A 24,827-nucleotide genomic window follows, 5' to 3' on the forward strand; every position below is an offset into this window, starting at 1 on the left:
ACGAGTTACATCACGACGGGAAAACTTGGCAGATCTTCTCGCGGCGGCGTGCGCGTCGGAAAATGCGTATTGAGAAGTGCCGAGACCTGTTCGATGCCTCGCAATGCTCCCCGTTCATACTGTGCGCGCCGGAAATCGGCTTCCATCATTCGACAGATTGCTTCCCACTCCTCGCCGGACACGCGCGCATCGATTCCGCGGTCCGCGACGATTTCCACATCGCGGTCAGCCAGCATCAAATAGATAAGGATTCCGTTGTTATGTTCGGTGTCCCAAACCCTGAGCTGCGAGAAAACGTCTATCGACCGCTCGCGAGCGGTCAATCCATCGAAGAGATCGGCACTGTCCAACGCACCTTCGACGACGAAGCGGACCTGACCCGCATGGGTCCGGTGGCTTTCCCGGATCGCGCTTTCGATAGCGGACAGCACGCGCGCCGAGAACGCTCTTCTGACCCGCCAGCGCGTCATCAACAGATGTCGAAAGATACGCTTGAGATCCACGGTTACCACCTGCCCGAGGCGCCGCCGCCGCCGAACCCGCCTCCACCGCCGCGAAAGATATCGCGATTCGAACGGCCGCCGAGGCCCCCTGGACCGCCGCCGAGGTATCGGCCGCCGGCGAACGCGCCGATGCCGCTGCCTGCCAGCGTAAACACCAGCGCTATCGCGCCCGCAATGACGGCAAGGACGAGCGCGCCGGAGAACAGCCATGCAATCGCACCGACCACGCCACCGGTCACTATCGCGCCAGGCAGGCGCCCGAACAGCGCGCGTAGCACCCCGCCCGCAACGATCGCTATCACGAGCAATGCCGGCAGCAGGCCCGTAACGCCATCGGCTCCGCCGGGTCGGCGAGACGGCGGCGGCAGCGCTTCGCCGCTTATGACGCTCATCATGCTATCGAGCCCGGCCTTTACGCCGCCATAGAAGTCGCCTTGCTTGAACCGGGGCACGATCGTCTCCTCGATGATGCGGTTGCTGGTCGCGTCATTGAGCGCCCCTTCGAGGCCATATCCGACTTCGATTCGAAGGGTACGGTCATTTTTCGCCACGATCAGCATGGCGCCGTCGTCGACTTTTTTACGCCCGAGCTTCCATTGCTCGACCACGCGTATCGAATACTGCTCGATCGTTTCCGGTTGCGTGGTAGGCACGATCAACACCGCGATCTGGGCGCCCTTGCGTGACTCGAAGTCTTTCAGGGTGGCGTCGATCGACGACCGCTGTTCGGGCGAAAGCGTGCCCGTCTCATCGACGACCCGCGCCGTCAGGGGCGGTATCGATGCGTCGGCGTAGGCGTCAATGGCAATAAACGCCAGGACCAGACAAACGAGCGCGAACAGTATGCGAAAAACCTTCAATTATTCCCTCCAACCGAGGAGGCTGGCGTCCCGCCAAAATCGACGCGCGGCGGTCTTGCGATCTCCGTTTCGTTGGCAACCGAAAAATTCGGCTTCTCCGTGTAGCCGAACATCTTTGCTGTCAGGTTATTCGGAAATGACCGTACCGTTGAGTTGTATTGCTGGACGGCCTGGATGTAACGCGTGCGGGCCACCGTAATCCGGTTTTCTGTGCCTTCGAGCTGCGCCTGCAAATCCCTGAAATTCGCATCCGATTTCAGTTGCGGGTAGTTCTCCGACACGATCAGCAGACGGGAGAGAGACGAGGTGAGCTGGCCTTGCGCAGCCTCGAATCGCGAGAATGCCTGCGGATCGGACGGCGTGTCCGGGCTCACACGAAGGGAGCCGACCTGCGCTCTGGCCTCGGTCACACGAGTCAGGACTTCTTTCTCTTGATTGGCATAACCCTTGACCGTATTCACGAGATTGGGCACGAGGTCCGCACGGCGCTGATATTGGTTAAGCACTTCAGACCAACTTGCCTTGACCTGTTCGTCCTCGCGCTGGATCGTGTTGTAGCCGCACCCGGCGACGGCCAGCGCAGCGATCAGCATGGCAAACCTTCCCGCTGCTCGCATGGGGGCTTCGACAGCGATGATCGACAAGCCGCGCATCGGTTTGCTCCTTCGCATGGGCTGCATCGAGGCAATGGGCGGTGCAAGTTGCCAATATGAACGGGCAGCGTCCAGTAATGGCATTGACCAGATAATGTAATCAAGGTTCTATCCAACGCCACCTGGCGGACTCCGGCATGTCCGCGCAATCAGGCCGGTCGATCGAGCAGGAAGGCGATCACCTCGCGCCACCACGATTCGTCGACGTAGCCGATCCAGTCGTTGTGCCCGGCGTCTTTCACGACAATCAGCCGCTTCGGGCCGGACAGCGCCTCGTAGAGCGCTTCGCCGAAGCGCACGGGGACGATGCTGTCGCGCTGCGCAGTGACGACGACAACGGGACGGTCGAACGAACCCAGTTGCCTCGCGCTGTCGTATCGGTCGCGCAGCAGCCACTTCACAGGCAGCCATGGATAGTGATATGCGGCGACGTGCTCGAGGCAATCCCATGGCGTGACGAGAAGCAGACCCGCGATCCTCTCACGCTCGCGGGATGCAACCGAAGCCGCGACGGCGGCCCCGAGCGACTCGCCGACAATCAGCAGCGGCGCACCGTACAGATCATGCGCAAGCGCGATCGTCTGTTCGGCATCGGCAGCGAGGCGTCGTTCGCCGGGGTCGCCGTCGCGTGGCCCGTAGCCCGGGTATTCGGCAAGAATCACGCGCAGCCCCAGCCGCGTGAGCGCCGCGGCGTACTGCGCACGGTGGCCTGCGTGTCCCGCGTTACCGTGAAAGACGATGGCCGTGCCGCGCGCCGCGCCTCGCGGCTCGGCCACGAGCCCGCGGAACGCCGCGGGTGTCGGCCACGCCCGAAATTCCCCCGAAACGACATCGGGAACGGCAGCTTTCTCGGGAAAGTACAGCAGACGATCCTGCAGCATGGCGCCCCCTGCAAGCGGGGCGAGACACGCGACGATAACGAGCAGTATCCACCCGGAGAATTTCATTGCTGCGAACCCAGGCCATCGAGCCTCTGGCCCGCCCGGCCGGCATACGATCGACGACGCCGCGCATCGGATTCGTTGTGTCGCGCGACAGGTTTTTTGCGAAGCCGCGGCGCCATTTCAATGGGCTCTTCTCAACGGCGATACCTGTAATGATGCCAGCCACGATAGCCGCCGTAGCCATACCCGTAGCCTCGCCAGTACGGTCGCCCCCACCAGGGTCGATAGCCGTACGGGTAACCATAGTAATAACCGGGAGCGCGCCAGTAAACGGCAGGCGGCGAGCGGTACAGGACCGGCGGCGGCCCGTAAATCGCAGGCGGATACGGTCGATAGATAACCGGTGGCGGCCCGACATACACAGGACCACCGACGTAAACGCCGACGCTCCCATGCGCGAACGCGGCATCGCATAGACACGCCAGCGCGACTGCCGCGGCCAGCGAAATGAATGCGCGCTTCATGATGCCTTCCGTTGCCGTTGCAATACGGCGCGATATGCCATTTAAAGCATAGAGCTCGGATTCACGGACTGCCAGCATCGCGGCGGTTCGTTCGGGCACGCATCGTGTTACTCCCCGTCAAGGCCCGCGTGCGCCTCCAAACCGCACGACCGCGCCCGGGCCGAACGGAGTGTTCCGCTACCAGCCAGGCTGGATTTTCCTGAGGAATTCTGAATGAAGCCGACAGATCAAACTAGCGGGCGTGCCCCCGGCATTGGCGAACGCACGCTGGAACAGGGTATTTTCGCAGGCCGCTGGATTCTCGCGCCGATCTATGCAGGTCTCACGCTCAGTCTGCTGATGCTGCTCGTAAAGTTCGGACAAGAGTTCTGGCATATGGCATCGAGCCTCATTTCAAGCGATTCCGACGATGTGATCCTCGGCGTTCTTTCGCTTATCGATCTTTCGCTCATGGCGAATCTGTTGTTGATGATTATCTTCGGCGGTTACCAGAACTTCGTTTCGAAGCTCGATCTGGACGGGCATAAGGACACGCCCGACTGGATCGGCAATGTCGGATTTAGCGACATCAAGCTGAAGCTGATGGCGTCCATCGTGGCGATTTCGGCAATCGAGGTGTTGCAGGGATTCCTGACAATCGAACAGGTCGGCACGCGAACTGTCGCGTGGGGAATGGCGGTGCATATCACGTTTGTCGTTTCGGCATTGTTGCTCGCTGCCATGGATTGGCTCATCGCAAAGTCACGTCGAAGCCGGTCGGTGTGAACCGCGTCATACATCAGGTCATCGGTCCGGCCGAACGAACATTGCCGGACATCTTTGTTGTAGGCGCTAAGCAGTCGGGAATCAAAGCTATCCGGCCGCCCACTCCGCGAGTTTTTCCACTGTGTTCATATTGCGTGAGGTTCCCGTGATCGCAGCCGGAATCTTCAATCGGGAGTGCGCCATTCCGCTGCCGTAGTGCACGAAAATCTCGCGCAACCCGAGCGCGATCTCTTCGTCCTGCTGGCCCCGCACATCAGACAGCGCGTCCGCGGCCGGCGGCGCGTCGAGAAATATGGCAACCGTCCGGTTCGACGGAGCGGTTCTAAAGGGATTTCCGGCAAGAACCGCGGCCATTTCCGCGCCCGTTCGGACCACAACGCCGACCGGCTTGCCGGCATAAATCTCCAGACAATGTTCGAGCCGCGCCTTCACCGCAGTCTCGCCGAGCCTGCTTTCGAACACCACGTTGCCGCTCGCGATATAGGTGCGTACACCGGCAAAGCCAAGCGACTCGCACATGGCCCGCAGTTCGGACATCGGGAGTTTGCCGGTGCCGCCTACATTCACGGCGCGCAGGAGCGCCACGTATCGGGTCATCAGTCCTCCTGTTGCGAGTTGATCTGCATGGCTTCATATTATGAAACCATCCGCGCCGTTTCGCGTGACCCCCTACGAGGCGTGTGCGGCAGCCAGCATCGATTCCCGAGCTAGAAAAGCGTCTGTTGCCCACTGGTCAGCGTCTCGAAGTCATCGCCCAGCAATGGCAATATTGCATCGGCCACCGGCTGCAACTGATTGCTCAGATAGTGTCCGTAATCGAGCCCCGATCGCCACGTTTCGAGCGGCTCCGGGCCGCTGCCCGTCATCACATAGCTGATCCATCCGCCGCTCTGATATTGCAGCGGCCGTCCTTGCCGCATATTGAACTCGTCCGCCATCCGTGCTGCGCGGACGTGCGGCGGCACATTGCGCTCATACGCAGCGAGCGGACGACGCAGCCGCTTGCGGTACACGAGCAGTTCATCGAACTCCCCGCTCAACGTCCGGCGCACGTAATCCCGTACATAATCGCGATACGGCTCCTGCCTGAACACGCGTAGATAAAGCTCCTGCTGGAACCGCTGCGCAAGCGGCGTCCAGTCTGTGCGAACCGTCTCGAGCCCCTTGTAGACCACTTCCTCGCTGCCATCCTCCCGCAGCGTAAGACCCGCATAGCGCTTTTTGCTGCCCTCTTCCGTGCCCCGGATAGTCGGCATGAAAAAGCGCCGGTAGTGGCGCTCGAACTGCAGCTCCAGTGCGCTCTGCAGCCCGAAGCGCTCGCGCAGGTCGCGCTGCCACCAGGCGTTGATATGCGCGACGAGCGTGCGCCCAATGTGCGCCGCTTCCTCTTCCGTGCGCGCGCGATTGAGCCAGACGAAGGTCGAATCCGTATCTCCGTAAATCACCTCGTAGCCCTGCTCCTCGATCAGCTCGCGTGTCTTGCGCATGATCTCGTGACCGCGCATCGTGATCGACGACGCAAGCCGCGGATCGAAAAACCGGCATCCCGTCGAACCGAGCACGCCGTAAAACGAATTCATGATGATCTTCAACGCCTGCGACAACGGCTTGTCGTGATCGCGTTTGGCTGCCTCGCGCGCTTCCCAGATCTGCGCGACGACAGACGGCAGCCCATGCCGCGTACGCGAAAAGCGCGCGCCCAGAAAACCGGCAACCGAGTTCGCATCGTCGGGATTGCGCATGCCTTCCACGAGCCCGACCGGATCGATCAGGAAACTGCGGATAATCGACGGATACAGGCTTTTGTAGTCGAGCACGAGCACCGAGTCGTACAGACCCGGCCGCGAGTTCATCACGAAGCCGCCCGGGCTCGGCGCACCCACGACATCGCCGAGATTCGGTGCGACATAGCCGAGCCGGTGCATGAGCGGCATATAACGATGCGTGAACGCCGCGACCGAGCCTCCGCTGCGGTCCGCCGGCAGGCCCGTCACGGTTGCGCGCTCGAGCAGAAACGCGAGCAGCTCGGTTTTCGCAAAGATGCGCGTCACGAGCTCGCAGTCCTTGAGGTTGTAGCGCGCGAGCGCAGGCTTGTCTTCGTCGAAGCGGCGCTGGATTTCGTCCATGCGCTGGTAGGCGTTATCGATCGCCTTGCCCTCGCCCAGCACCGTCTGCGAAACGGACTCGAGGCTGAACGACGGAAAGCTCCAGGTCGCCGAGCGCAGCGCTTCGATGCCGTCGATGATCAGCCGTCCGGCGGCGCCTGCGAAGAAATGCCCTTGTGTCAGCCCGTGTTCCCGCCATTCCATCGCGCTGCCGTCACGGCCCAGCCGCAACGCAACGCCGTACTGCTGCGCGTGCTGATGAAGAATGCGCAGATCGAACTGCACCACATTCCAGCCGATGATCGCATCGGGGTCGTGCCGGGCCATCCATTGGTTCAGCCGTTCGAGCAGCATCGGCCTGCTCTCGCAGTATTCGAGCGCGAAATCGACTGAACTGCCGTCGCCGATCGCCGGGCCGAGCATATAAACCTGACGCTGCCCGCAGCCTTCGAGTGCGATCGAATACAGCTCTCCTTGGGCACTGGTCTCGATGTCGAGCGATACCACGCGCAGCCGCGGCCGATAGCCGGGTGCGGGCTTCATGTCGCCGTCCAGCAACGCAGGCGTCGCACCGCTTGCATCATTGCCGTCTGACCGCCCGCTGAACCAGACGGGCGCCGTGACGAAGCGCTCCATCATGTACCGGTCGGGCGGAAAGACGTCTGCCTCGTAGACGTCGACGCCGCCCTGCTTCAGACGCTTCTCGAGCCGGGTCAGTTGCCGGTACTGCTCGCTGTACAGCCCCAGCACCGGGCGATGATGGAAGTCGCACAGTTCGAGCGGACGCAATTCGATGCCCGCGAATGACGCTTCGCGATGCAGGATCGATTCGACGCGCTCGCGCTGCGCGGCGGGAACAAACGCAACCGATTCCTGCGGACGCAGGCGAAGCTGGCGCGGCCCGTCGTCCGTCGCCAGCCAGAACACCACCTCCGTGCCAGCCGGCGAGTCTCGCCAGTGACGGGTCAAAATGAAGCCCTGCTTCAGCTCTGTCAAACATCGACTCCAATGCAACGGTATGTTCCGTGAATTTTACCGTCCGCACCGCGTACGCGGCGCTTGCCGATCGCCACGAACGGCGCGGCTTTGCACCCGATCGAGCCGCGCCCGGGCGCACTGGTAAACCACTATCGCGCGCGCATTGGTATGCCAGTGACAATCCGTTTTGTCAGAGGGGAGGTGTTCGCGCATGCGCTCCGTTTCGCTTCGAGGGGCGCCTTTGAAAAGACCGTTTCATTGATCCGGCGAGCCCGATCCCAATCCGCTGCAACCTGTCCGCAAGAATCCCTGCATTACGCACACCGCGTCGGCTATTCGCGACAAGCTGTGTGCGCCGCCAGTCAGTAAGTTCAATCCAACAAAACGGAGACAACATGCTTTCAGGAATCCAGGTGCTTCGAGCGGCGGCGACCGCGGCATTGGCGCTAGGCGCGAGCGCAGCTTTCGCTCAGGCATCGATCGTTCCGGGCCCGGCCAGCGATCCCGCGTGCATGGTGCCGTGGAAGAGCGACACGAAGTTCGTCAAGTATCCGAAGAAGAACGGACCGTACCGGATCGCGCTCGTGAACGGCTATATCGCGAACACCTGGCGTATCCAGATGATCAAGACGGCGAAGGCCTATACGGCGCAGCCCGCCGTTGCTGCGAAGCTCAAGGAATTCAAGGTCGTCTCGACCGGCGAGGACGTGCCGGCGCAAATCTCGGCCGTCAACAATTTCATCGATGCCGGCTACGACGCGATCATCGTCGACGCACAGAATCCCTCCTCGTTCGGACCGGCGATCCGTCGCGCGAAAAAAGCCGGCGTCGTGCTGGTCGCGTTCGACAATACGCTCGACAGCGAAGACGCGATCAACGTGGACGTCGACCAGTACGGGCTCGGCGTGCTGTGGGCCAAGTGGCTCGCAACACACGTGCCGAACGGCGGCAAGGTGCTCGAGGTTCGCGGGGTGGCCGGCACGTCGGTCGACACCGACCGTCACAACGGCTTCCAGAAAACCCTCGACGAGACCGGCAAGAAGTGGAACATCGTCCAGGTTTACGGCAAGTGGGACGACGGCGTCGCACAGAAGGCCGCCGCCGACGCGTTTGCGGTGCAGGGCCATTTCGACGGCATCTCGGCACAAGGCGGCGACACCGGCGTGGTGCGCGCGATGATCGATGCCAGGCATCCATTCGTGCCGTTCGGCGGCGAAACGGAGAACGGCTTTCGCAAGTTCTGCGCACAGTATGGGAGCAAGGGCCTGAAATGCACGTCGGCCGGCAGCGGTCCCGCGCAGGTGGCCGTAGCGATCAAGACGGCGCTCGCCGCGCTCGACGGCCAGACGATTCCCGTGGCCATCAAGCTGCCGCTCGATATCACCGACGATTCGAAGCTGAAAGCGGGCGTCAACTACTTCCCCAACGAATCGGACAACTTCTTCGTCGGCAACTCGTTTCCGACTTGCGGCATCAATTTCTCCGCGCAGGAAATCATGAAGCAGAACCAGGGTAACCAGTAACCGCGCGAGTGGCCCGCGCCGCGACCGGAGACGAAAACATGCCGCAGGACGTGGAACAGCCGATCTTTCAGATGTCGGGCGTGTCGAAAAGCTACGGCGGCGCGGTGGCGCTCGATCACGCGAACCTCGAGGTGCGCGAGGGGCGCATCCACGCGATCCTCGGCGAAAACGGCGCGGGCAAGTCCACGCTGCTGAAGGTGATGTCCGGCGTCGTGCAGCCGGACGAGGGAACCATGCACCTCGACGGCCGCCCGGTTTCGTTCGCGTCGCCTGCCGAAGCGAACGCGTCCGGCATCGTCTGCGTCTATCAGGAGCTGTCGCTGATCCCCGACCTCTGCGTGGCCGACAACATCTTCGCCGCGAACCCGCCGCGCCGCTTCGGCATGATCGACCGCCGCGCGCAGCGCCGCCAGGCCGAGGCGGCGCTGGCCCGCGCCGGTGCGGCCGACATCAATCCGCTCGCGAAAGTCCGCGACCTGCCGTTGTCGCGCCAGCAGATGGTCGAACTCGCGAAGGGACTCGCGCACGAGCCGCGCATCCTGATTCTCGACGAGGCGACCTCGGCCCTGACCGCGGCCGACGTGGCGCGCGTCATCGACGTGCTCAAGCGCCTGCGCGACGAAGGGCTCGCGCTGCTGTTCATCTCGCACCGGATGCACGAGGTCAAGGCGCTCGCCGACGAATGCACGGTTTATCGGAACGGTCGACATGTGATGAGCTTCGAGGCCGGCACGCGCACCGACAACGAGGTTGTCGAAATGATGATCGGCCGGAAATACCAGCATGTATTCCCCGATAAACCGGCCCGCCAACCCGCCGGCGAAGCCGGGCAACCCAGCGCCGCCGCGCCGGTTCTCGCGTGCCGCGATCTCGCGTGGGGCGACACGCTGCAGGGCATCGGCTTTTCGTTGAAGCGCGGCGAAATCCTCGGCCTCGGCGGCCTCGACGGGCAAGGCCAGCGCGAACTGCTGCTCGCGCTGTTCGGCGTGTTGCGCGGTTGCTCCGGCAAGATCGAAATCGACGGCAAGGCCGTGTCGATATCGAGCCCCGTGGCGGCGCGCGCCAACGGCGTCGGCATGGCGCTGATTCCGGAGGACCGCAAGACCGAAGGTCTGATGCTGCCGATGTCGGTGCGCGAAAACCTGTCGTTTGCGGCGCTCGACCGCATGTCCCGCGCGGGCGTGATCGATCGCGACCGCCAGCAGTCGCTGGTCGCCCGCATGATGGAGCTGCTCGCGATCAAGTCGTTCGGCGTCGACGCGGCCGTCGGTTCGCTCTCGGGCGGCAATCAGCAGAAGGTGGTCATCGCGAAATGGCTGATCCGGCAGCCTCGCATCCTGTTGCTCAGCGACCCGACGCGCGGCATCGACGTCGGCACCAAGCAGGAGCTTTACCAGCTGCTCAGGCGTCTGGCCGACGAAGGCGCCGCGATCCTTTTCTACTCGACCGACTACGACGAGCTGATCGGCTGCTGCGACCGCGTGCTCGTGCTGTACGAAGGCAGGATCAAGAAGGAACTGGCCGGGCCGGGGATCACCGAGCAGAACCTGATCGCGAGCGCACTGGACCTGCCCGTCGGTCAGGTTTCGCCTTCCACGGGAGTCGCGCGATGAGCGGGCTGCGTTACTGGTATGCGGAAAATCGCGGAACGATGTTCGCGTTCGCCCTGTTCGTGCTGATGTTCGCGATTTATCTGTTCAACTATCCGTCGACGTTGTCGGCAAACGTGTTTCAGACGGCCGCGAACAAGGCGGTGCTGCTCGCGCTGGTGTCGATGGGCCAGGCGCTCGTCGTGCTGACCTCCGGCATCGACCTGTCGATCGGCATGATGCTCGTGCTGACGAATTGCATCGGATCGTGGATCGTCACGGGCGATGCGCTGCACAGCGCGCTCGGCATCGTCGGCGTGCTCGCGGCCGGTGCGCTATGCGGCGCGCTCAACGGCGTCATCATCATCTACGGCCGCCTGCAGCCGATCGTAACGACGATCGCGACCGGCGCCGTCTATTACGGGCTGGCGCTGCTGCTGCGTCCGGTGCCCGGCGGGTCGATCAACGAAGACCTTGCCGACGCGCTGACCGGCAAGGTCGCCGGCCTCGTGCCGGCGAGTCTGCTGATTCTGCTCGCGGCGGTCGTGTTCGTCTGGGTGCCTTTCAAACGGTCGACGGTCGGGCGTGCGGCGTATGCGACCGGCTCGTCCGAGTCCGCGGCCTTTCTATCGGGCATGCCGATCCGGCGCGCGAAGTTCGCGAGCTATACGTTAGCCGGCCTGCTCGCCGCGATCGGCGGCCTCTTTCTGACATTTTTCACCGACACCGGAGAAGCAAGCCTCGGCAGCGCCAACTCCTATACGCTGTTTTCGATCGCCGCCGTGGTGATCGGCGGCGTCTCGCTGCTCGGTGGCCGGGGCAGCGCGATCGGGGCGATCTTCGGCGCCTTCGCGTTCCGCTCGATCGGCGACCTGCTGTTCGTGTTCAACGTCGATGCACTATGGCAGCCGCTGTTCCAGGGCGTGATTCTCCTGCTCGCTGTCGCGATCGGCGCATGCGGGCTGTTCAGGGTGCGTAACCGGCTGGAGTGGTTCCAATGAGCGGCGTTTCCGCGGGCAGGCCCAACACGTTCGTATCCCGGCTCTCGCGCAGGATCGACCGGCCGATCGTCATTTCGTTCGCGTGCATCGTCGCGCTGCTGCTCGTCGGCGGCATGTTCTCGCGAAACTTCACGTCGCCCGAATACATCCTGCTGCAGCTGAAGGTCGGCGCATTCCTCGGCATTATCGCGACCGGCCTCATGATGGTGATTCTGCTCGGCCATATCGACCTGTCGCTGCCATGGACGATCACGGTCGGCGCGATGATGGCGTGCGCCGTCGCCGGGCACGGCGAAACCGGGCGCATTCTCGCGATTCCGGCCGGCATCGCTTGCGGCATGCTGATCGGCATCGTCAATGGCGTGCTCGTCGCGCTGCTGCGCATTCCGTCGATGATCGCGACGCTCGCGACCAATGCGGTCGCGCAGGGCATCATGATCGTCTACACGGGCGGGTCGTCGCCGCAGGATTCCGCGCCGCACGCGATGCGATGGCTCGCGGCCGGCTGGCTCGTGCCCGGCGTGCCCAATGCGGTCGCGCTGTGGGTGCTGATCGGCGCCGCCACGATGTTCCTGCTGTCGCGCACGACCTTCGGCCGCACGCTGTACGCGATCGGCAACACCGAGCGCGCGGCTTACCTTTCCGGCATCAATACGCGGCTCGTCACCGTGGCCGCGTTTGCCGTGTGCAGCGCGTTCGCGGCGTTCGGCGGCGTGCTGCTCGCGGGTTATGCCTCGAAGGCCGCGCAGTCGATGGGCGATGCCTACCTGTTGCCGGCGATCGCGGCGGTCGTGCTCGGCGGAACGTCGATTCTCGGCGGCCGCGGTTCGTACCTCGGCACCGTGGCCGGCGCGATCCTCATCACGCTGCTGCAATCGATTCTCTCGGTGACCCAGATGCCGGAAGCGGGACGCCAGATCATCTACGGCGTCGTGATCGCGGCAATGCTGCTGCTGTACGGCCGCAGCAAACGGGAAACGTAGCGCCCGCAGACGACGCGGGAATCGACGCTGAATTCAGCCTGGAAGTCAGCCTGGAAGTCAGCCCCGAAGTCAGCCGAGGAGTCAGCCGACGAGTCAGCGCGGCAGTCCGCCGAGATAAGCCGCCACCGCCTCGGTCAACGCCATACCGGGCAACTCGTCCGGCGGCACGAGACGCGCGGCGACAATCTCGCGATTATCGAGCCGCAGTTCGGGCATGCGCTCGAGGTGCAGTTCGAAGAAATGCACCCGGTCCCTGCGCCCGTCCCACACGCCGCTCGCGGTGCCCGCAGGAAGCAGCGCGGTGCCCGAAGACAGTCCGATCTCCTCCTCCATTTCGCGCCGCGCCGCCGCCTCGGGCGTTTCGTCGCGGTGCAGACTGCCGCCGGGAAAATTCCACTCGGCCCGATACGAGGACTTCACGAGCAACACGTCGCGCCCGACGTAGATCGCGACCAGCGCGCCTTCATGGCGAGGCCGCCGGATGTGCCACCAGACGCGAGCGCAACGGAATCCGACGCGCAACACGAGGCGCCAGGCCCAGTCGATAAACGTGGACGACGGCACGCGCTCAAGGCTCGGCATGCGCTCTCCGTGTCACGCGAACAGATCGAGCTGGCGCGCATCGTCGGCGCCCGGTTTCGGCTCGGCGCCGATGACCGGTGCCGGCGCGGCCGGCTTCGCTTCGATGCGGAAGAACGCCGGATCGACGCCCGCGTTTTGCGCTGCGCGCAACCAGCTCGGCATCTCCCCCTGGCCGTTCCATTCGTTGCCGCGTGCATCGCGGTAAAGCGGCGGATAACGGCGATCTTCAGCGATCGAAGCCGCCAGTGCCTCCGTGGTGATGCCGAATTCTTCCATCCGGCGACGCAGCCAGCGGATCAGGCGATCGCGAGCCTCGTCGTCAACAATCCTTGTTTTCATATCTCTCTTGTCTGTATCGATCGCCCTAGTCCTGCAACCCGCGCACATTGCGATACGAAATTTCACTCGAGACAACCCGCACGCGATACTCCACCGGCTTGTCCTTGAACGTAAAGGCGGTGCGCTCGATGCGCAGCACCGGTGCCCCCACGTCGATATTCAATACATCGGCGATTCTCTCGTCAGCGACCGCGCCGCGCAAATCCTCGACCACGCGCACGACCGAGATGCCAAAGTGATCCTGATAGAAGCCATAAATCGACCCACGCCGTGCCACGAACGTCTGTGCATCGAGATTCGGAAAGACATCGAGCGGAAACCACAAATGATCGAGCATCAGCGGCGTATCGTCGCGCAGCCGCAGATTTTCGACGCTCGCGAGCCGTGAGCCGCGTTCGACCTTCAGCCGCTCGGCAAGTTCGGCCGTCGCGCGCTCCTTGCCGAAGCGCAACAGGCGCGCCGACACCGTCACCGCGTTGCCGTTTTCGTCAACAAAGTTGAAGTAGTGGTCGAACTGATGGTTCTCGCCGAAACGCGCGACGATCGTGCCGCGCCCCGCGCGCCGGATCAATAGCCGCTCGGCGACCAGTTCCTCGACCGCGCGCCGGATCGTGCCGATGCCGACGCCGAAGGACTCGGCTAGTTGCGGCTCGGTCGGGATTTTATCGCCCGCTGCCCATTCGCCCGTGCGCAGCCGCTCGAGAATTCCCGCCCGAACGATTTCATAAAGTGGCTGTTCGCCCGCGTTGCGTATGACTGGCATCGGTTGAGAATGAAAGCGGCTGAAAATGGCTGAATGCGACGTTGGGGTCCAGTTTATCGACGCGCTCGGCGCAAAGGCCGGTTGGATCCGTCCGCCGGCGACTTCGGCGCCTTGCCTGCGAATCTGCGAATCTGCGAAGGATACAGGAACGCGCCCTTTTACCACGCAGCCGGCATCCCGTCCAGGTGTTTTCCCGCAAAACGCCGTTATCAATCGAATCATTCGAATGATTCGATTGACGCATCATGACGTGCGTCCTAGACTGCCTCACATCGCGCGCTTCCTGCGCGCCAATTACGAGGAGCGGACCCATGCCCAACTTCATCAAACACATTGCTTTCAAAGTCGAGGACGTCGAGAAGGAACGCGCGTTCTATGAGAACGTATTCGGATACCGGCATGTGAACACGGTGTTGCGCAAGGGCAAAAACGGCGACCACGTCTCGCACCACCTGACCGACGGCTATATGGACCTCACGCTGATCCATTACGAATCGTCGAATGCGGACGAAGCAGACTTCGCGGGTCCCGCACCATGCATCCATCACATCGGCATGGAAGTGGAAGACCTCGACGCCTTTATCGAACAGATCAAGGCGAACGGCGGCGAGATCCTTACCGCGCCCGGTCATTTGCCGGTCAAGTTCCGCTCGCCGAATGGCCCGGTGGCCGAAGTCGTGCCGATGAAGCGCTGGGAAAAAGAAACGCTCGCGGCGGGCGTGCACGGCGCCGTGCTCGAATAAGCGAGGCGCGCCGGCCCGCGCATTTACAACGCGCTCACAGCGCACACACAAGAACGATACGACACAGCCGGCGCCCCTTCGGCCCGCAAAAAATGCGCGGGCACCCAGCGTTGCAGCAACCGATGTCGCGCCGCGGCGTACGCTGCCATGTCAATGGCGCACGCCCGCGAGCGACGGCACAGGCAGTCGCAACCGCGCCGGCTTCGCACGGCGCGCGCATGGAGAGAGACAATGGCATCGGCTCAGCCGCGCAGACGGTTTTCCGCCACCACTGGCGTCCTGATCGTGTTGTGCATCATGTCGTATCTGATGTACGTCGATCGCACGAATATATCCACGGCGGCGCTCGCGATCCGCCACGATCTTCGCCTCAACAATTCGCAGCTCGGCATCGTGTTCGCCGCCTTCGCGCTGACTTACGCAGTCGCGATGATTCCGGGCGGCGTGATCGCCGACCGCCTCGGCTCGCGCAAGATGCTCGCGATCTGCGGCCTGCTGTGGGGCTTCGGCACCTTGCTGACCGGTCTCGCGAGCAGTTTCGCGATGGTGCTGCTCGCGCGCTTTATCGTCGGGCTCGGCGAAAGCCCGATCGTTCCCACGTCCGCGCGCGCCATGACCGCATGGATGAAACCCGAGCAGCGCGGCTTCGCGCAAGGCATCACGCACGCGTGCGCGCGCCTTGGCAATGCATCGACGCCGATCGTGGTCGCCGCGCTGATCACCGCCTTCTCATGGCATATCGCGTTCGTCGTTCTCGGCGTCGCGAGCCTCGCGTGGGTCGTGCTGTGGGTCGGGTACTACCGCGACAATCCGGTCGACCATCCGGACATCACACCGGAAGAACTCGCGCGTCTTCCCGTCAGGACGAGCAAGGTACGCGTGCCGATGCGCTGGGGCCCGCTGTTGCGCGCGCTGTGGCCGGCCACACTCGTGAGCTTCTGCCATGGGTGGATTCTGTGGTTCTTCCTGAACTGGATGCCGTCGTTTTTCGCACAGAACTATCACCTGAACATCAAGCACTCGGCGATGTTCAGCTCGGGCATCTTTCTGAGCGGCGTGGTCGGCACGACGCTCGGCGGCTCGCTCAGCGATCTGCTGCTCAAGCGCACCGGCAATATCCGCCGCGCACGCCAGACGATGATCACGATCGGCTTTCTCGGCCCGATCGTGTTCTTCATTCCGATGTTTCTGCATCCGTCGCCGAATATCGCGGCGCTGTCTCTCGCGGCCGCGCTGTTCCTCTCCGAACTCGTGACAGCGCCGCTCTGGGCCGTGGCGATGGACCTTGCGCCGAATCATGCGGCCACCTCGAGCAGCATCATGAATACGGGCCTCGGCATCGCGGCGTCGGTTTCGCCGCCGATCGTCGGCTGGCTCGTCGATGCGACGCATTCATGGCAACCAGTGTTCGCGCTATCGATCGCGTGTCTGCTGCTCGGCCCGATCGCCGCGAACTGGATAAGGCCGGACCGGCCCTACCTCGGAGAACCGCTCGACGAACGACAGGGTTCGCCTGCCGGGTCGTTCGCCGCGCAAAGGAGCGCATAGCCCATGTCGGAAAGCACTGCACATTCAGACGCCGCTGCACCCGCGGCAGCGACGTATGACGTCACGGCCGAGGCCGCCAGCTTCGTCGCAAGCGTCGCATACGAAGACCTGCCGCCTGAACTGGTGGAACTCGGCAAGATGCACATTCTCGATGCGCTCGGTCTCGCGGTCGCCGGGCAGCGCGCCGAAACCGGCCCCGTGGTTCGGCAGTATCTGGACGAGCTCGGCGTACTGAAGGGAGCGTCGAGCGTGCTCGGCACTCACCTCAAAGCGCCGCCGCGCTTTGCCGCATTCGCGAACGGCGTCGCGATCCACGCCGACGATTTCGACGACACGCAGCTGGCCGTGGCAAAAGACCGCGTCTACGGACTGCTCACGCATCCCACGGTATCAGCCGTGCCGTCGGCGCTCGCGATGGCCGAAGCGCTAGGCCGGTCCGGCCGCGACTTCATGCTCGCGTATCACGTCGGTCTCGAAGTCGAGACCAAGATTTGCGAAGCGATTGCGCCCCGTTCGTACGAGAGCGGCTTTCACTCGACTGGCTTCTGCGGCGTCTTCGCCTCGGCGGCCGCAGCCGGCAAGATGCGCGGGTTCGACGCGCGCACGCTGCGCCATGTGTTCGGCATTGCCGGCGCTCAGGCTTGCGGCCTGCGCGAGAACTTCGGCACGATGACGAAGCCTTTCCAGGCCGGCCACGCGGCCGAATGCGGCGTGACGGCGGCCGACCTCGCCGCATTGGGATGGACAGCCGCGGAGAACATTCTGGAAGCGAAACGCGGCTTTTTTAGCGCATACGGCGGCGGCTGGAATCCTCAGGCAACCGAAGGAAAGTTCGGCAAGCCGTGGTCCCTGCTGACGCCTGGCATATCGATCAAGCCATTTCCGACGGGATCGCTGACGCATCCGGCAATGGATGCGATGCTCACGCTCATCGAAACGCATCGGATCGAGGCCACCGACGTCGCCCAGGTTCGCGTCGGCACGAACCGGCAGATGCTCAACACGCTGATTCATCACCGTCCGAAGACCGGATTACAGGGCAAATTCAGCATGGAGTACTGCATGGCGGTGCTTCTTGTCAGGCGCCGCGCGGGACTCGGCGAATTCACGGACGACGTCGTCAACCACCCCGATCTGCAGCAGATGCTTGGCCGCGTGGACTTCTATAACAACCCGCAAGCCGACGCGGCCGGCGCCGACAGGATGCGCTCATACGTCGAGGTCAAGCTGAAGGATGGACGCCTCTTCTCGGCGCAAAACGATTTTGCCAGGGGCAGCCCGCAAAAGCCGATGTCGTTCGACGATGCCGTGCGAAAGTTTCGCGGCTGCACGGACTTTGCGGGTCTATCCGAAAGCAAGGCCGACCGCATTATTTCTGCCGTTCAGGGCCTCGCGAAAGTGGACAGCATGAGCACGGTTTTCAAAGGGCTATTCGACTGATCCGCGAGCGGGTTGCCGCCCAACGCGCCGTTGGCGGGCGTCGTGGACGCATACCCGTGCATACCCGCAGATACCCGCGCCGCGTTCACGCCTGCGGCTCGATGTTCGGATTGAGCCTGAAGAAGTTCGCCGGATCGTATTTCGCTTTTATCCGGGCCAGCCGCGTATGATTGCTGCCGAATGCCGCTCGAACCTCGGCCGCGCTTTCATCGCTTAGAAAATTCACAAGAAACGTGTTCGCCGAGTGCGGCCGCAGCGCGTTCGCAAAGTCGCGTGCCCAGCCGATATTGCGCTCCGTGTCTCGCTGTTCGATCCATTTCGCTTCGATCGCAACGTTGAAGCCCGCGTCGCGCTGCGAGTATGCGGTGTCCGCGACGCCGATATTGCGCACCGCACCGTCGAATATCTGCAGCAGAACCATACTCAACGGCGACGCGGCCAGATTGCTTTGCTCGACGATCAGCTCGATCGCTGCGTCGCTCAGTTCCTTGATGAACGTCGAACGCCAGTAGTTGTGGATGCCGTCGGGGTTGCCTTGATCGGCAAGTCTCTGCATGTCGGGAAACGGCATCGACTGCACCGCTGCAAAGAGCGGCGTGCCCATTTCGAGCAGCGGCCGCGTGACGCGCTCGCCGTCGCTTTCGGTTCCGCAGTAGCACATCATCAACGCGACCGCGGGTGTCCCGTCCGGCGTCGACATCAGGCCCGCGTAGACGGTCAGTTCGTCGGGCGCGTGCGCCATGAAGTCGCGGTACGAGCGCAGCACTTTCACGGCTTCGTTGCGCGGATACGCGACGAAGCCGCCGTACACCTTTGAAACCGGATGTGCGCGAAAAGTCAGCGACGAGACGATCCCGAAGTTACCGGCGCCGCCCCGAATCGCCCAGAACAGATCCGCATGCTCCGACTGATGTGCGGTCAGCGTCTCCCCTTGCGCCGTAACGATTTCGCACGACAACAAGCTGTCGCACGTCAAACCGTAGCGGCGCGACAGCCAGCCGCATCCGCCGCCGAGCATGAGTCCCGCGACGCCAACCTTCGATACGACGCCCGTCGGCACCGCGAGCCCGAACCGATGCGTGGCGCGATCGAGATCTTCGAGCAAGGCGCCCCCCTGTACCGTCACGGTCGGCGTGTCTTCATCGACGATGACCTGCTTCATCGGCGACAGGTCGATCACGAGTCCGTCGTCGCACAGCGCATGGCCGGCCACATTGTGTCCTCCACCCTTCACCGCCACGACCAGATCGTTTTCTCGCGCGAAATTCACCGCTTGAGCAATCTCGTGAGTCGATGAACACTGCACGATCAGGCCCGGCGATCTGGATATTCTCCTGTTCCAGATGGCGCGTGCCGCTTCATAAGCAGGCGTATCGGGATAAAAGGCCTTTCCACTGAAGCTCTCAATAAATCGACTCAGAATTTCGGAAGTAACGCTCGATCCATCGCGCTTTTTAAGACTTGCCATATGCGTCCTCTCTTTTGCTGAAAGTTGAATGGAAAAAGCATCGCCCGGCAATGCGATAGCCTTGAAAACCTTCGACGATCGTAATTCACGGATTGCATCGGCCCGACACGCAGGGCGAATGCAGCATCGACCAGGCGAAACCGATAAGCCATTCGACTTCCTGTTTCGAACGCGCGAAAAAAGCGTTATTTATATATATGGCAATGCAAATTGGCGACACCTAGTTCTTAGGAACTAGAGAAGCAAAACGTTAAATCTATATTTATTGTCTCTTTAAAGCGGTTTAGCGAACCTGGCCGCCGACAATACGCGGAATTTCCGCAACCAGATAGTCGAGCAGCGCTCGCACCGAAGGTAACTGGTTCTGTCCGTACGGCACCAGCGCCGTCAGGCTCGCGTCGCCCGCCGTCCAGTCGGGCAGCACCCGCACAAGCTGACCTTGCTCGAGTTCGGCGCGGCAGACATATCCGGGCAACGCAACGATGCCGAGGCCGCCGACCGCCGCGTCCTTCAGCGTCAACATGCAGTCGGTCATCAGGACGGGCTCGATGCGCAGCGTCTGAATGTCGCCGTCGCGATGCCGAAGCGACCATTGGAACGGCACGCCCTCGCGAATCATGAACAGGGCCGGCCGGTGCAGCAGATCGTCGGGCCGCTGGATCGGTTCCGCGCTCTCGATGTATTGCGGGCTGCAAAACAGCATCCACGGTGTTGGCGCAAGCGGCCGTTGAATCAGGTTCGAGTCCTGCAACGGCACCGAGTGCGCGCGGACCGCGACGTCGAAGCCCTCGGCCACGATATCGACTTCCGCATCGCATGTACGCTGAAGCAGCCGGATTTGCGGAAACTGCCGGCCGAATTCCGGCAACAGCTTGCTCATGACAAATTGGGACGTGGCAACCGCCACCGAAATGCGCACGAGCCCGCTCGGCACGGTCATGCGCTGGCGCACCGCGCATTCGGCCGCCTGCGCCTGCTGCAGCATCAGGCGCGCGCGGCGGTAAAACTCGGCGCCGATATCCGTCACCGCGAACTGCCGCGAGGTGCGGTTGATCAACCGGGCGCCGAGTTGACCTTCGAGCTGGTTGATCCGATAGCTGATGGTCGATTTGGGCAGCGCGAGCGCGCGAGCGGCCGCGGTAATGCTCTTATGGTCGACAACCTGCACGAAGTAGTACACGTCGTTCAGATCCAACATTGATCGCTTTCCTTAGTGGGCGTCGAGGGAAGCGTCCATCGGGCTGGATGGCGCGTATTTACGATGCATATCTTACATTCCCTTCGATGCTAAATCGTTGTACATACAATTGGACGCTGCGTGCGACAGCTATGCCACAAACGGCCTGCCTCGTTGAAACCGCGCGAAACCGGCGCGATGCCGATCGTCCAGAATCTTGCACGCACCTTCCGGCGCCACAGCCTTGCTTAATGCAGACGGCGCGCCAACCATCCGTGGTTCCACGCAAACAAAGGTGACGACGATGGCTCAATCCCGTACCCGCATGACCCGCGACAATACTGCCGTTCTGCTGATCGACCATCAGGTCGGACTTTTCACGGGCGTGCGCGACATCGGCGTGGGCGAGCTCAAGCACAACGTCGTCGGCCTGGCCAAGGCCGCACGGGCGCTCGATCTACCCGTGATCGCGGTCACGACCGCACGCGACAGCATGTGGGGACCCACCATCCCGGAGCTGCGCGCGGTGCTCGGCGACGATCCGATTCTCGACCGCTCGACCGTCAATGCATGGGACGAGCCGCGTTTCGTCGAAAAGGTAAAGGCCACGGGCCGCGACCATCTGATCATCGCAGGCCTCAGTTTCGAGGTCTGCGCGTCGCTTCCTGCGATTTCGGCGCGCGACGAAGGCTTCCAGCCCGTGGTGGCGCTCGATGCCTGCGGCACCTTCAGCAGCTACAAGCACGAGGCCGGGTTGGCGCGCCTCGTCGCACTGGGCATCGAAGTGTCCGACTACGCGACGACCATGGTCGAGATCATGGGCGACAACGCCGATCCGCAGGCCGCCGCGGTCTACGAGGCGCTCGACATGCCGTTCGCCACGCTCATGGGCCAGGTCGCGCACGGATACGCAAGATAGGCGCTGCATTCGGCATGGTCGGCGCGCCGGTTCGCCGAACCCATCGCCCGTCGAGTATCCGCCGTACCCGCTGTTCCGAGCATCTGCTGCACCGCGAGGCTTCCATGCTACAGACCGACACGGTTCTTCCGATCGAAGTTTTTCCGCTGTCGCAACCGGACAGCGAGGCCAGGCCCGAACTCCATCGCGCGTTCAAGCGAGCGTGGTCTCGTGTGCTGACCGGCATTTCGCCGCGCGTGGTCTACGATGCCTTCTTCGCGATGACGCCGCCGGCACCCGGCGTATCGCTGCATCCGTCCACCGACGCAGCCGTGCCCGGCTGGGTTTGCGTGCCCGAGGACCGCGTCGAGGATCAGGCCCTGCTGTATCTGCACGGCGGCGCGTACACGATGGGCACGGCGCCCGCGTATCGCGGGCTCGTCAGCCAGATCGCCGCCCGTGCGCGACGGACCGCCTTTATCCTCGAATATCCGCTGGCGCCCGAGACCGCCTTGCCCGCGGCCCTCGACCTCGCGAGCGCCGCCGTCGAGCGCCTGTCGTTCTTTTATCGCAAAGTCGGCCTGGTGGGCGACTCGGCCGGCGGCGGGCTCACGCTCGCTACGCTCGCGCAAACCACGAAGCCGTCAGCCGCGGTGGTGTTCTCTCCATGGACGGACCTCAGCCTGAGCGGTCCCAGCATCCGCGACCGCGCGGCCAGGGATCTGCTTCTCGAAGAAAACGCCCTGCGTGCAGCGGCAACCGGATATCTACGGTTCGCCGCCGCAGACGATCCGCGTGCTTCACCGTTGTTCGGCATTCCAGATCGCCTCCCGCCGCTGCTGATTCAGGTCGGTTCCGACGAAATTCTGTACGACGATGCCCTGCGCTACGCGAGACAAGCGCGCGACCGGGGCCATGACGTGACGCTCGAGGAATGGTCGGGCATGCAACATGTCTTTCAGCAAAGCGTCGAGGAACTCGAAGCGGCCCGGCACGCGCTCGATCACGCGGCCGCGTTTCTCGGCAAGCACATGGACAATCGTTGATCGAGCCATGTCCTCCTTGCGCAATCTGACTTTCGAACATCTGCTCGTCTACATTGCCGTGATCGAAACCGGTTCGCTCACGCGAGCGGCAAGGCGTATGTCCGTGTGCAAGTCGGTGGTCAGCAAAAGCATTCAACGACTCGAACTCGAGCTCGGCGTAAGTCTGATCGTCAGAACCACGCGGCGCATCAGTGTCACGGAAGCTGGTGCGTCGTTCTTCGAAGCCTGTCGCGAGATGGCGCGCCTCGCGGACGAAGCCGTGTCCCTCGTCAGTCCTTCGGCTCACGCACTGCACGGCACATTGCGCGTGGCGTCTTCTGTCGAATACAGCGCAGCCGTGCTCGCCCCGGTGCTTGCCCGCCTGCGCAGCGAGCATCCGGACCTGTGCATCGAAATGATGTCGGGCGACCGCTATATCGATCTCGTTGTCGAAGGGGTCGACGTGGCGGTCCGCGTAGGCGAATTGACCGACTCGAGCCATCGCGCGCTGCGTATCGGCGAGGTGTCGAAATGGCTCGTCGCAAGCCCCGATTTCCTGCTGCGCAACACGCTGCCGGTCGAGATTGCCGATGCGGGGAAGGTGCCGTTCGTGGCCCTGTCGGTGCTTGCGCATCAGTCGCGTTGCCACCTCGTTCGCACTGCCGGGCGGGATTCGCTCGAGATCAACTTCGACGCCTGCCTCGTCGCGGACACCATGTACGCATGCCGGGCGGCGGCTGCAAACGGCGCCGGCCTCACGCTGCTGTCCGATTTCACCGTGCATGCGGATATCGACGCAGGGCGGCTCGTGCGCGTCTACGACGACTGGTCGAGCCCCGCCCTGCCCATTCATGTGCTGTTTCCGCCCGGCAAGCACACACCGCTGAAAGTGCGGACCTTCGTGGATACGCTCAAAGCCCACATCGGCGCCTGTTGAGGTCGCTCGCCGGCGTGCAATCGAGGTGTCTTCCGTCGTCGCGCAAAACACCTTCTCCTCTGCTGGGTCTCGACGCCGCAAGCAAATGGCCGTTGCGCAACAGAATGACCGTGGGCATGTGGGCGAACGGCTCGTGCCGCGCACCCGGATGCAAACGCAACCAGCTGCCGGCACAATATCGTTCAACCGCGCTGCGCGTCGACTTCGAGATTGCCACGCAGCACATACAGGTCGTGACGCCAGCCCGCTTCGAGCGTGCAGATTTGCGCTGGCCCGATCTCGACGATGCCGGCCCAACGCGCGTCGGTCGGGCTCGTAAGATGGGGGAATCGCGCCGGCCTTCGGCAGCAATGCGTTCATGTCGGTCCAGCCGCGTTCAATCAGATCGTCTTGCACGATGCCTCCTTCAATCGGGAGCGATTATGCACAAGACAACCCTTCACCGTAAGCGCATGCGGCGGCTATTCACAATCCGCGATTCGCGGACAATCGTTTCGATATGCAGGATTTACACGCTCTCCTCGACGTAAGGAACGCTGAGCGAGTGCCGCCCCGTCTTCCAGATTCGTGTACGCAGCTTCCCGATTCATAGCCTTGCTTTGTCCAATGCCCGGACTAACCATGCGGTCGTCACGGAAGTGACTTCGAAACATCGCTTTGAAACGCGTGGATGCAAGGAGTAGCAAAGATGGACACATGGCTGACAAACGGAAAAGACGAGGGTGCCGACGGCGGATCGCCGACGGTCTTTATCGTGGACGACGACTGCTCGGTGCGCACCGCGCTCGATTGCCTGCTTCGCTCGGTCGGCGTTCAGGTGCGGTCGTTTGGTTCGCCTGATGAATTCCTCAAGTCGAAGATACCGGATGAAGTACCGGGCTGCATCGTTCTCGACGTGCGCTTTCCGGGACAAAGCGGCTTTCACCTGCAAAACGAAATCAACCGGATGGAATTCCCGATTCCTATCGTCTTCCTGACCGGCTACGCCGATACCAGGATGACGGTCAAGGCGATGAAGGCAGGTGCAATCGACTTCCTGAACAAGCCGTTTCGCGAAGAAGACATGCTCGACGCAATCGCGCAAGCGATCAATTGTCATCGCGCACGCCTGAGCACCGCGAAGAACGTCAAACGGGTACGCGCGCGCTACGATCTGTTGACGCCGCGCGAGCGCGAAGTCTTCGCGTATGTGGCGACGGGCATGTTGAACAAGCAGATCGCGGGAGAACTCGACATCAGCGAATACACGGTGAAGATTCACCGCAAGAACGCGATGGAAAAGATGGAGGCCGCGAACATCGTCGATCTGATCCGTCAAGCGACGACGCTTGGACTTGCGGTCCGTGCCGCGCAGCCTGAAGGAACGGCTAAGGGAACCGCTAATGGAGCGTCAAACCGCGACAAGCCGTCGTCCGCGGTCAGCAACGGAACCGAATACGACTGCGCTTTCGAATAGCCACATGCGCCGCCGGCAGCGGGCCGGGCGCCGATCCCCGTCGCACTACGATGAGATTCGATGGGCCGCACGCAACGAGGCGG

General features: G+C 62.8%; 24 protein-coding genes. 12 read left to right on the forward strand and 12 right to left on the reverse strand.

Going from position 1 to position 24,827, the window contains the following annotated elements:
- Positions 1–5: 5 nt before the first annotated feature.
- The 5 genes from BTO02_RS29590 to BTO02_RS29610 all read right to left on the reverse strand — a co-directional run bounded on the left by BTO02_RS29590 (position 6) and on the right by BTO02_RS29610 (position 3,424).
- Positions 6–503 carry a TPM domain-containing protein gene (locus BTO02_RS29590; protein ID WP_075160601.1) on the reverse strand — a complete coding sequence of 166 codons (498 nt, stop codon included), beginning with the start codon at positions 501–503 and terminating at the stop codon, positions 6–8.
- A 2-nt stretch (positions 504–505) separates the two neighbouring features.
- The gene (locus tag BTO02_RS29595) at positions 506–1,363 is read right to left on the reverse strand and encodes a TPM domain-containing protein (protein WP_075160602.1); all 858 of its coding nucleotides are present in this window, start codon (positions 1,361–1,363) and stop codon (positions 506–508) included.
- Positions 1,360–1,980: a LemA family protein gene (locus tag BTO02_RS29600; protein ID WP_075161503.1), complete on the reverse strand. Its 621-nt coding sequence runs from the start codon at positions 1,978–1,980 to the stop codon at positions 1,360–1,362. The genes BTO02_RS29595 and BTO02_RS29600 overlap by 4 nt, the downstream gene beginning before the upstream one ends.
- Positions 1,981–2,165: 185 nt before the next feature.
- A complete protein-coding gene (locus tag BTO02_RS29605) occupies positions 2,166–2,963 on the reverse strand; it encodes an alpha/beta hydrolase (RefSeq protein ID WP_075160603.1) in 798 nt (265 codons plus the stop codon).
- 131 nt (positions 2,964–3,094) lie between these two features.
- Entirely contained in the window at positions 3,095–3,424 is a 330-nt protein-coding gene (locus tag BTO02_RS29610; RefSeq protein WP_156884024.1) for a hypothetical protein, read from the reverse strand.
- A 213-nt stretch (positions 3,425–3,637) separates the two neighbouring features.
- Here BTO02_RS29610 and BTO02_RS29615 point away from each other — a divergent pair, with 213 nt between their 5' ends.
- Positions 3,638–4,189 (forward strand): TIGR00645 family protein, encoded by a 552-nt coding sequence (locus BTO02_RS29615; protein ID WP_075160604.1) that lies wholly within the window; start codon positions 3,638–3,640, stop codon positions 4,187–4,189.
- Positions 4,190–4,276: 87 nt separating this feature from the next.
- Here the strand turns inward: BTO02_RS29615 and BTO02_RS29620 are convergent, their stop codons facing one another.
- The gene (locus BTO02_RS29620) at positions 4,277–4,786 is read right to left on the reverse strand and encodes a DUF1697 domain-containing protein (RefSeq protein WP_075160605.1); all 510 of its coding nucleotides are present in this window, start codon (positions 4,784–4,786) and stop codon (positions 4,277–4,279) included.
- Positions 4,787–4,896: 110 nt separating this feature from the next.
- The gene (locus BTO02_RS29625; protein ID WP_075160606.1) at positions 4,897–7,290 is read right to left on the reverse strand and encodes a DNA polymerase II; all 2,394 of its coding nucleotides are present in this window, start codon (positions 7,288–7,290) and stop codon (positions 4,897–4,899) included.
- 377 nt (positions 7,291–7,667) lie between these two features.
- Here BTO02_RS29625 and BTO02_RS29630 point away from each other — a divergent pair, with 377 nt between their 5' ends.
- Genes BTO02_RS29630 through BTO02_RS29645 form a run of 4 tightly spaced genes read left to right on the forward strand, consistent with a single transcriptional unit; the run spans position 7,668 to position 12,368 of the window.
- A complete protein-coding gene (locus tag BTO02_RS29630; RefSeq protein ID WP_075160607.1) occupies positions 7,668–8,795 on the forward strand; it encodes a sugar ABC transporter substrate-binding protein in 1,128 nt (375 codons plus the stop codon).
- A gap of 38 nt (positions 8,796–8,833) precedes the next feature.
- Positions 8,834–10,408 carry a sugar ABC transporter ATP-binding protein gene (locus BTO02_RS29635; protein WP_075161505.1) on the forward strand — a complete coding sequence of 525 codons (1,575 nt, stop codon included), beginning with the start codon at positions 8,834–8,836 and terminating at the stop codon, positions 10,406–10,408.
- The gene (locus BTO02_RS29640) at positions 10,405–11,385 is read left to right on the forward strand and encodes an ABC transporter permease (protein ID WP_075160608.1); all 981 of its coding nucleotides are present in this window, start codon (positions 10,405–10,407) and stop codon (positions 11,383–11,385) included. Before BTO02_RS29635 ends, BTO02_RS29640 begins: the two co-directional genes overlap by 4 nt.
- Complete coding sequence (locus BTO02_RS29645; RefSeq protein ID WP_075160609.1) at positions 11,382–12,368, forward strand: ABC transporter permease; 987 nt, start codon at positions 11,382–11,384, stop codon at positions 12,366–12,368. The genes BTO02_RS29640 and BTO02_RS29645 overlap by 4 nt, the downstream gene beginning before the upstream one ends.
- Before the next feature lie 93 nt (positions 12,369–12,461).
- Here BTO02_RS29645 and BTO02_RS29650 read toward each other — a convergent pair whose 3' ends face one another.
- The 3 genes from BTO02_RS29650 to BTO02_RS29660 are packed head-to-tail and all read right to left on the reverse strand — an operon-like array spanning position 12,462 to position 14,052.
- Entirely contained in the window at positions 12,462–12,950 is a 489-nt protein-coding gene (locus BTO02_RS29650; RefSeq protein WP_075160610.1) for an NUDIX domain-containing protein, read from the reverse strand.
- Positions 12,951–12,962: 12 nt separating this feature from the next.
- Positions 12,963–13,289, reverse strand: coding sequence for an H-NS family nucleoid-associated regulatory protein (locus tag BTO02_RS29655; protein ID WP_075160611.1), 327 nt, complete (start codon positions 13,287–13,289; stop codon positions 12,963–12,965).
- A gap of 25 nt (positions 13,290–13,314) precedes the next feature.
- Entirely contained in the window at positions 13,315–14,052 is a 738-nt protein-coding gene (locus BTO02_RS29660; RefSeq protein ID WP_075160612.1) for a GntR family transcriptional regulator, read from the reverse strand.
- A gap of 311 nt (positions 14,053–14,363) precedes the next feature.
- Here BTO02_RS29660 and BTO02_RS29665 point away from each other — a divergent pair, with 311 nt between their 5' ends.
- The 3 genes from BTO02_RS29665 to BTO02_RS29675 all read left to right on the forward strand — a co-directional run bounded on the left by BTO02_RS29665 (position 14,364) and on the right by BTO02_RS29675 (position 17,783).
- On the forward strand, positions 14,364–14,795 hold the full coding sequence (locus BTO02_RS29665; RefSeq protein WP_075160613.1) for a VOC family protein: 432 nt from the start codon (positions 14,364–14,366) through the stop codon (positions 14,793–14,795).
- Positions 14,796–15,026: 231 nt separating this feature from the next.
- A complete protein-coding gene (locus BTO02_RS29670; RefSeq protein WP_075160614.1) occupies positions 15,027–16,343 on the forward strand; it encodes an MFS transporter in 1,317 nt (438 codons plus the stop codon).
- Between the two features lie 3 nt (positions 16,344–16,346).
- Positions 16,347–17,783 (forward strand): MmgE/PrpD family protein, encoded by a 1,437-nt coding sequence (locus tag BTO02_RS29675; RefSeq protein WP_075160615.1) that lies wholly within the window; start codon positions 16,347–16,349, stop codon positions 17,781–17,783.
- Positions 17,784–17,868: 85 nt separating this feature from the next.
- Here the strand turns inward: BTO02_RS29675 and BTO02_RS29680 are convergent, their stop codons facing one another.
- Positions 17,869–19,251 carry an FAD-binding oxidoreductase gene (locus BTO02_RS29680; protein ID WP_075160616.1) on the reverse strand — a complete coding sequence of 461 codons (1,383 nt, stop codon included), beginning with the start codon at positions 19,249–19,251 and terminating at the stop codon, positions 17,869–17,871.
- Positions 19,252–19,534: 283 nt separating this feature from the next.
- The gene (locus tag BTO02_RS29685; protein ID WP_075160617.1) at positions 19,535–20,449 is read right to left on the reverse strand and encodes a LysR substrate-binding domain-containing protein; all 915 of its coding nucleotides are present in this window, start codon (positions 20,447–20,449) and stop codon (positions 19,535–19,537) included.
- Between the two features lie 283 nt (positions 20,450–20,732).
- Between BTO02_RS29685 and BTO02_RS29690 the strand changes: the two genes are divergently transcribed.
- From BTO02_RS29690 to BTO02_RS29705, 4 genes are all read left to right on the forward strand, one after another.
- Positions 20,733–21,347, forward strand: a complete 615-nt coding sequence (locus tag BTO02_RS29690) for an isochorismatase family protein (RefSeq protein ID WP_198039283.1) — start codon at positions 20,733–20,735, stop codon at positions 21,345–21,347.
- A gap of 104 nt (positions 21,348–21,451) precedes the next feature.
- Positions 21,452–22,372 (forward strand): alpha/beta hydrolase fold domain-containing protein, encoded by a 921-nt coding sequence (locus BTO02_RS29695; RefSeq protein ID WP_075161506.1) that lies wholly within the window; start codon positions 21,452–21,454, stop codon positions 22,370–22,372.
- Positions 22,373–22,379: 7 nt separating this feature from the next.
- Positions 22,380–23,288, forward strand: coding sequence for a LysR family transcriptional regulator (locus BTO02_RS29700; protein WP_075160619.1), 909 nt, complete (start codon positions 22,380–22,382; stop codon positions 23,286–23,288).
- A 688-nt stretch (positions 23,289–23,976) separates the two neighbouring features.
- Positions 23,977–24,744 carry a response regulator transcription factor gene (locus BTO02_RS29705; protein WP_075160620.1) on the forward strand — a complete coding sequence of 256 codons (768 nt, stop codon included), beginning with the start codon at positions 23,977–23,979 and terminating at the stop codon, positions 24,742–24,744.
- The last annotated feature ends 83 nt before the right edge of the window (positions 24,745–24,827 follow it).

Source organism: Paraburkholderia sp. SOS3 (assembly GCF_001922345.1).
Lineage (GTDB): Bacteria > Pseudomonadota > Gammaproteobacteria > Burkholderiales > Burkholderiaceae > Paraburkholderia.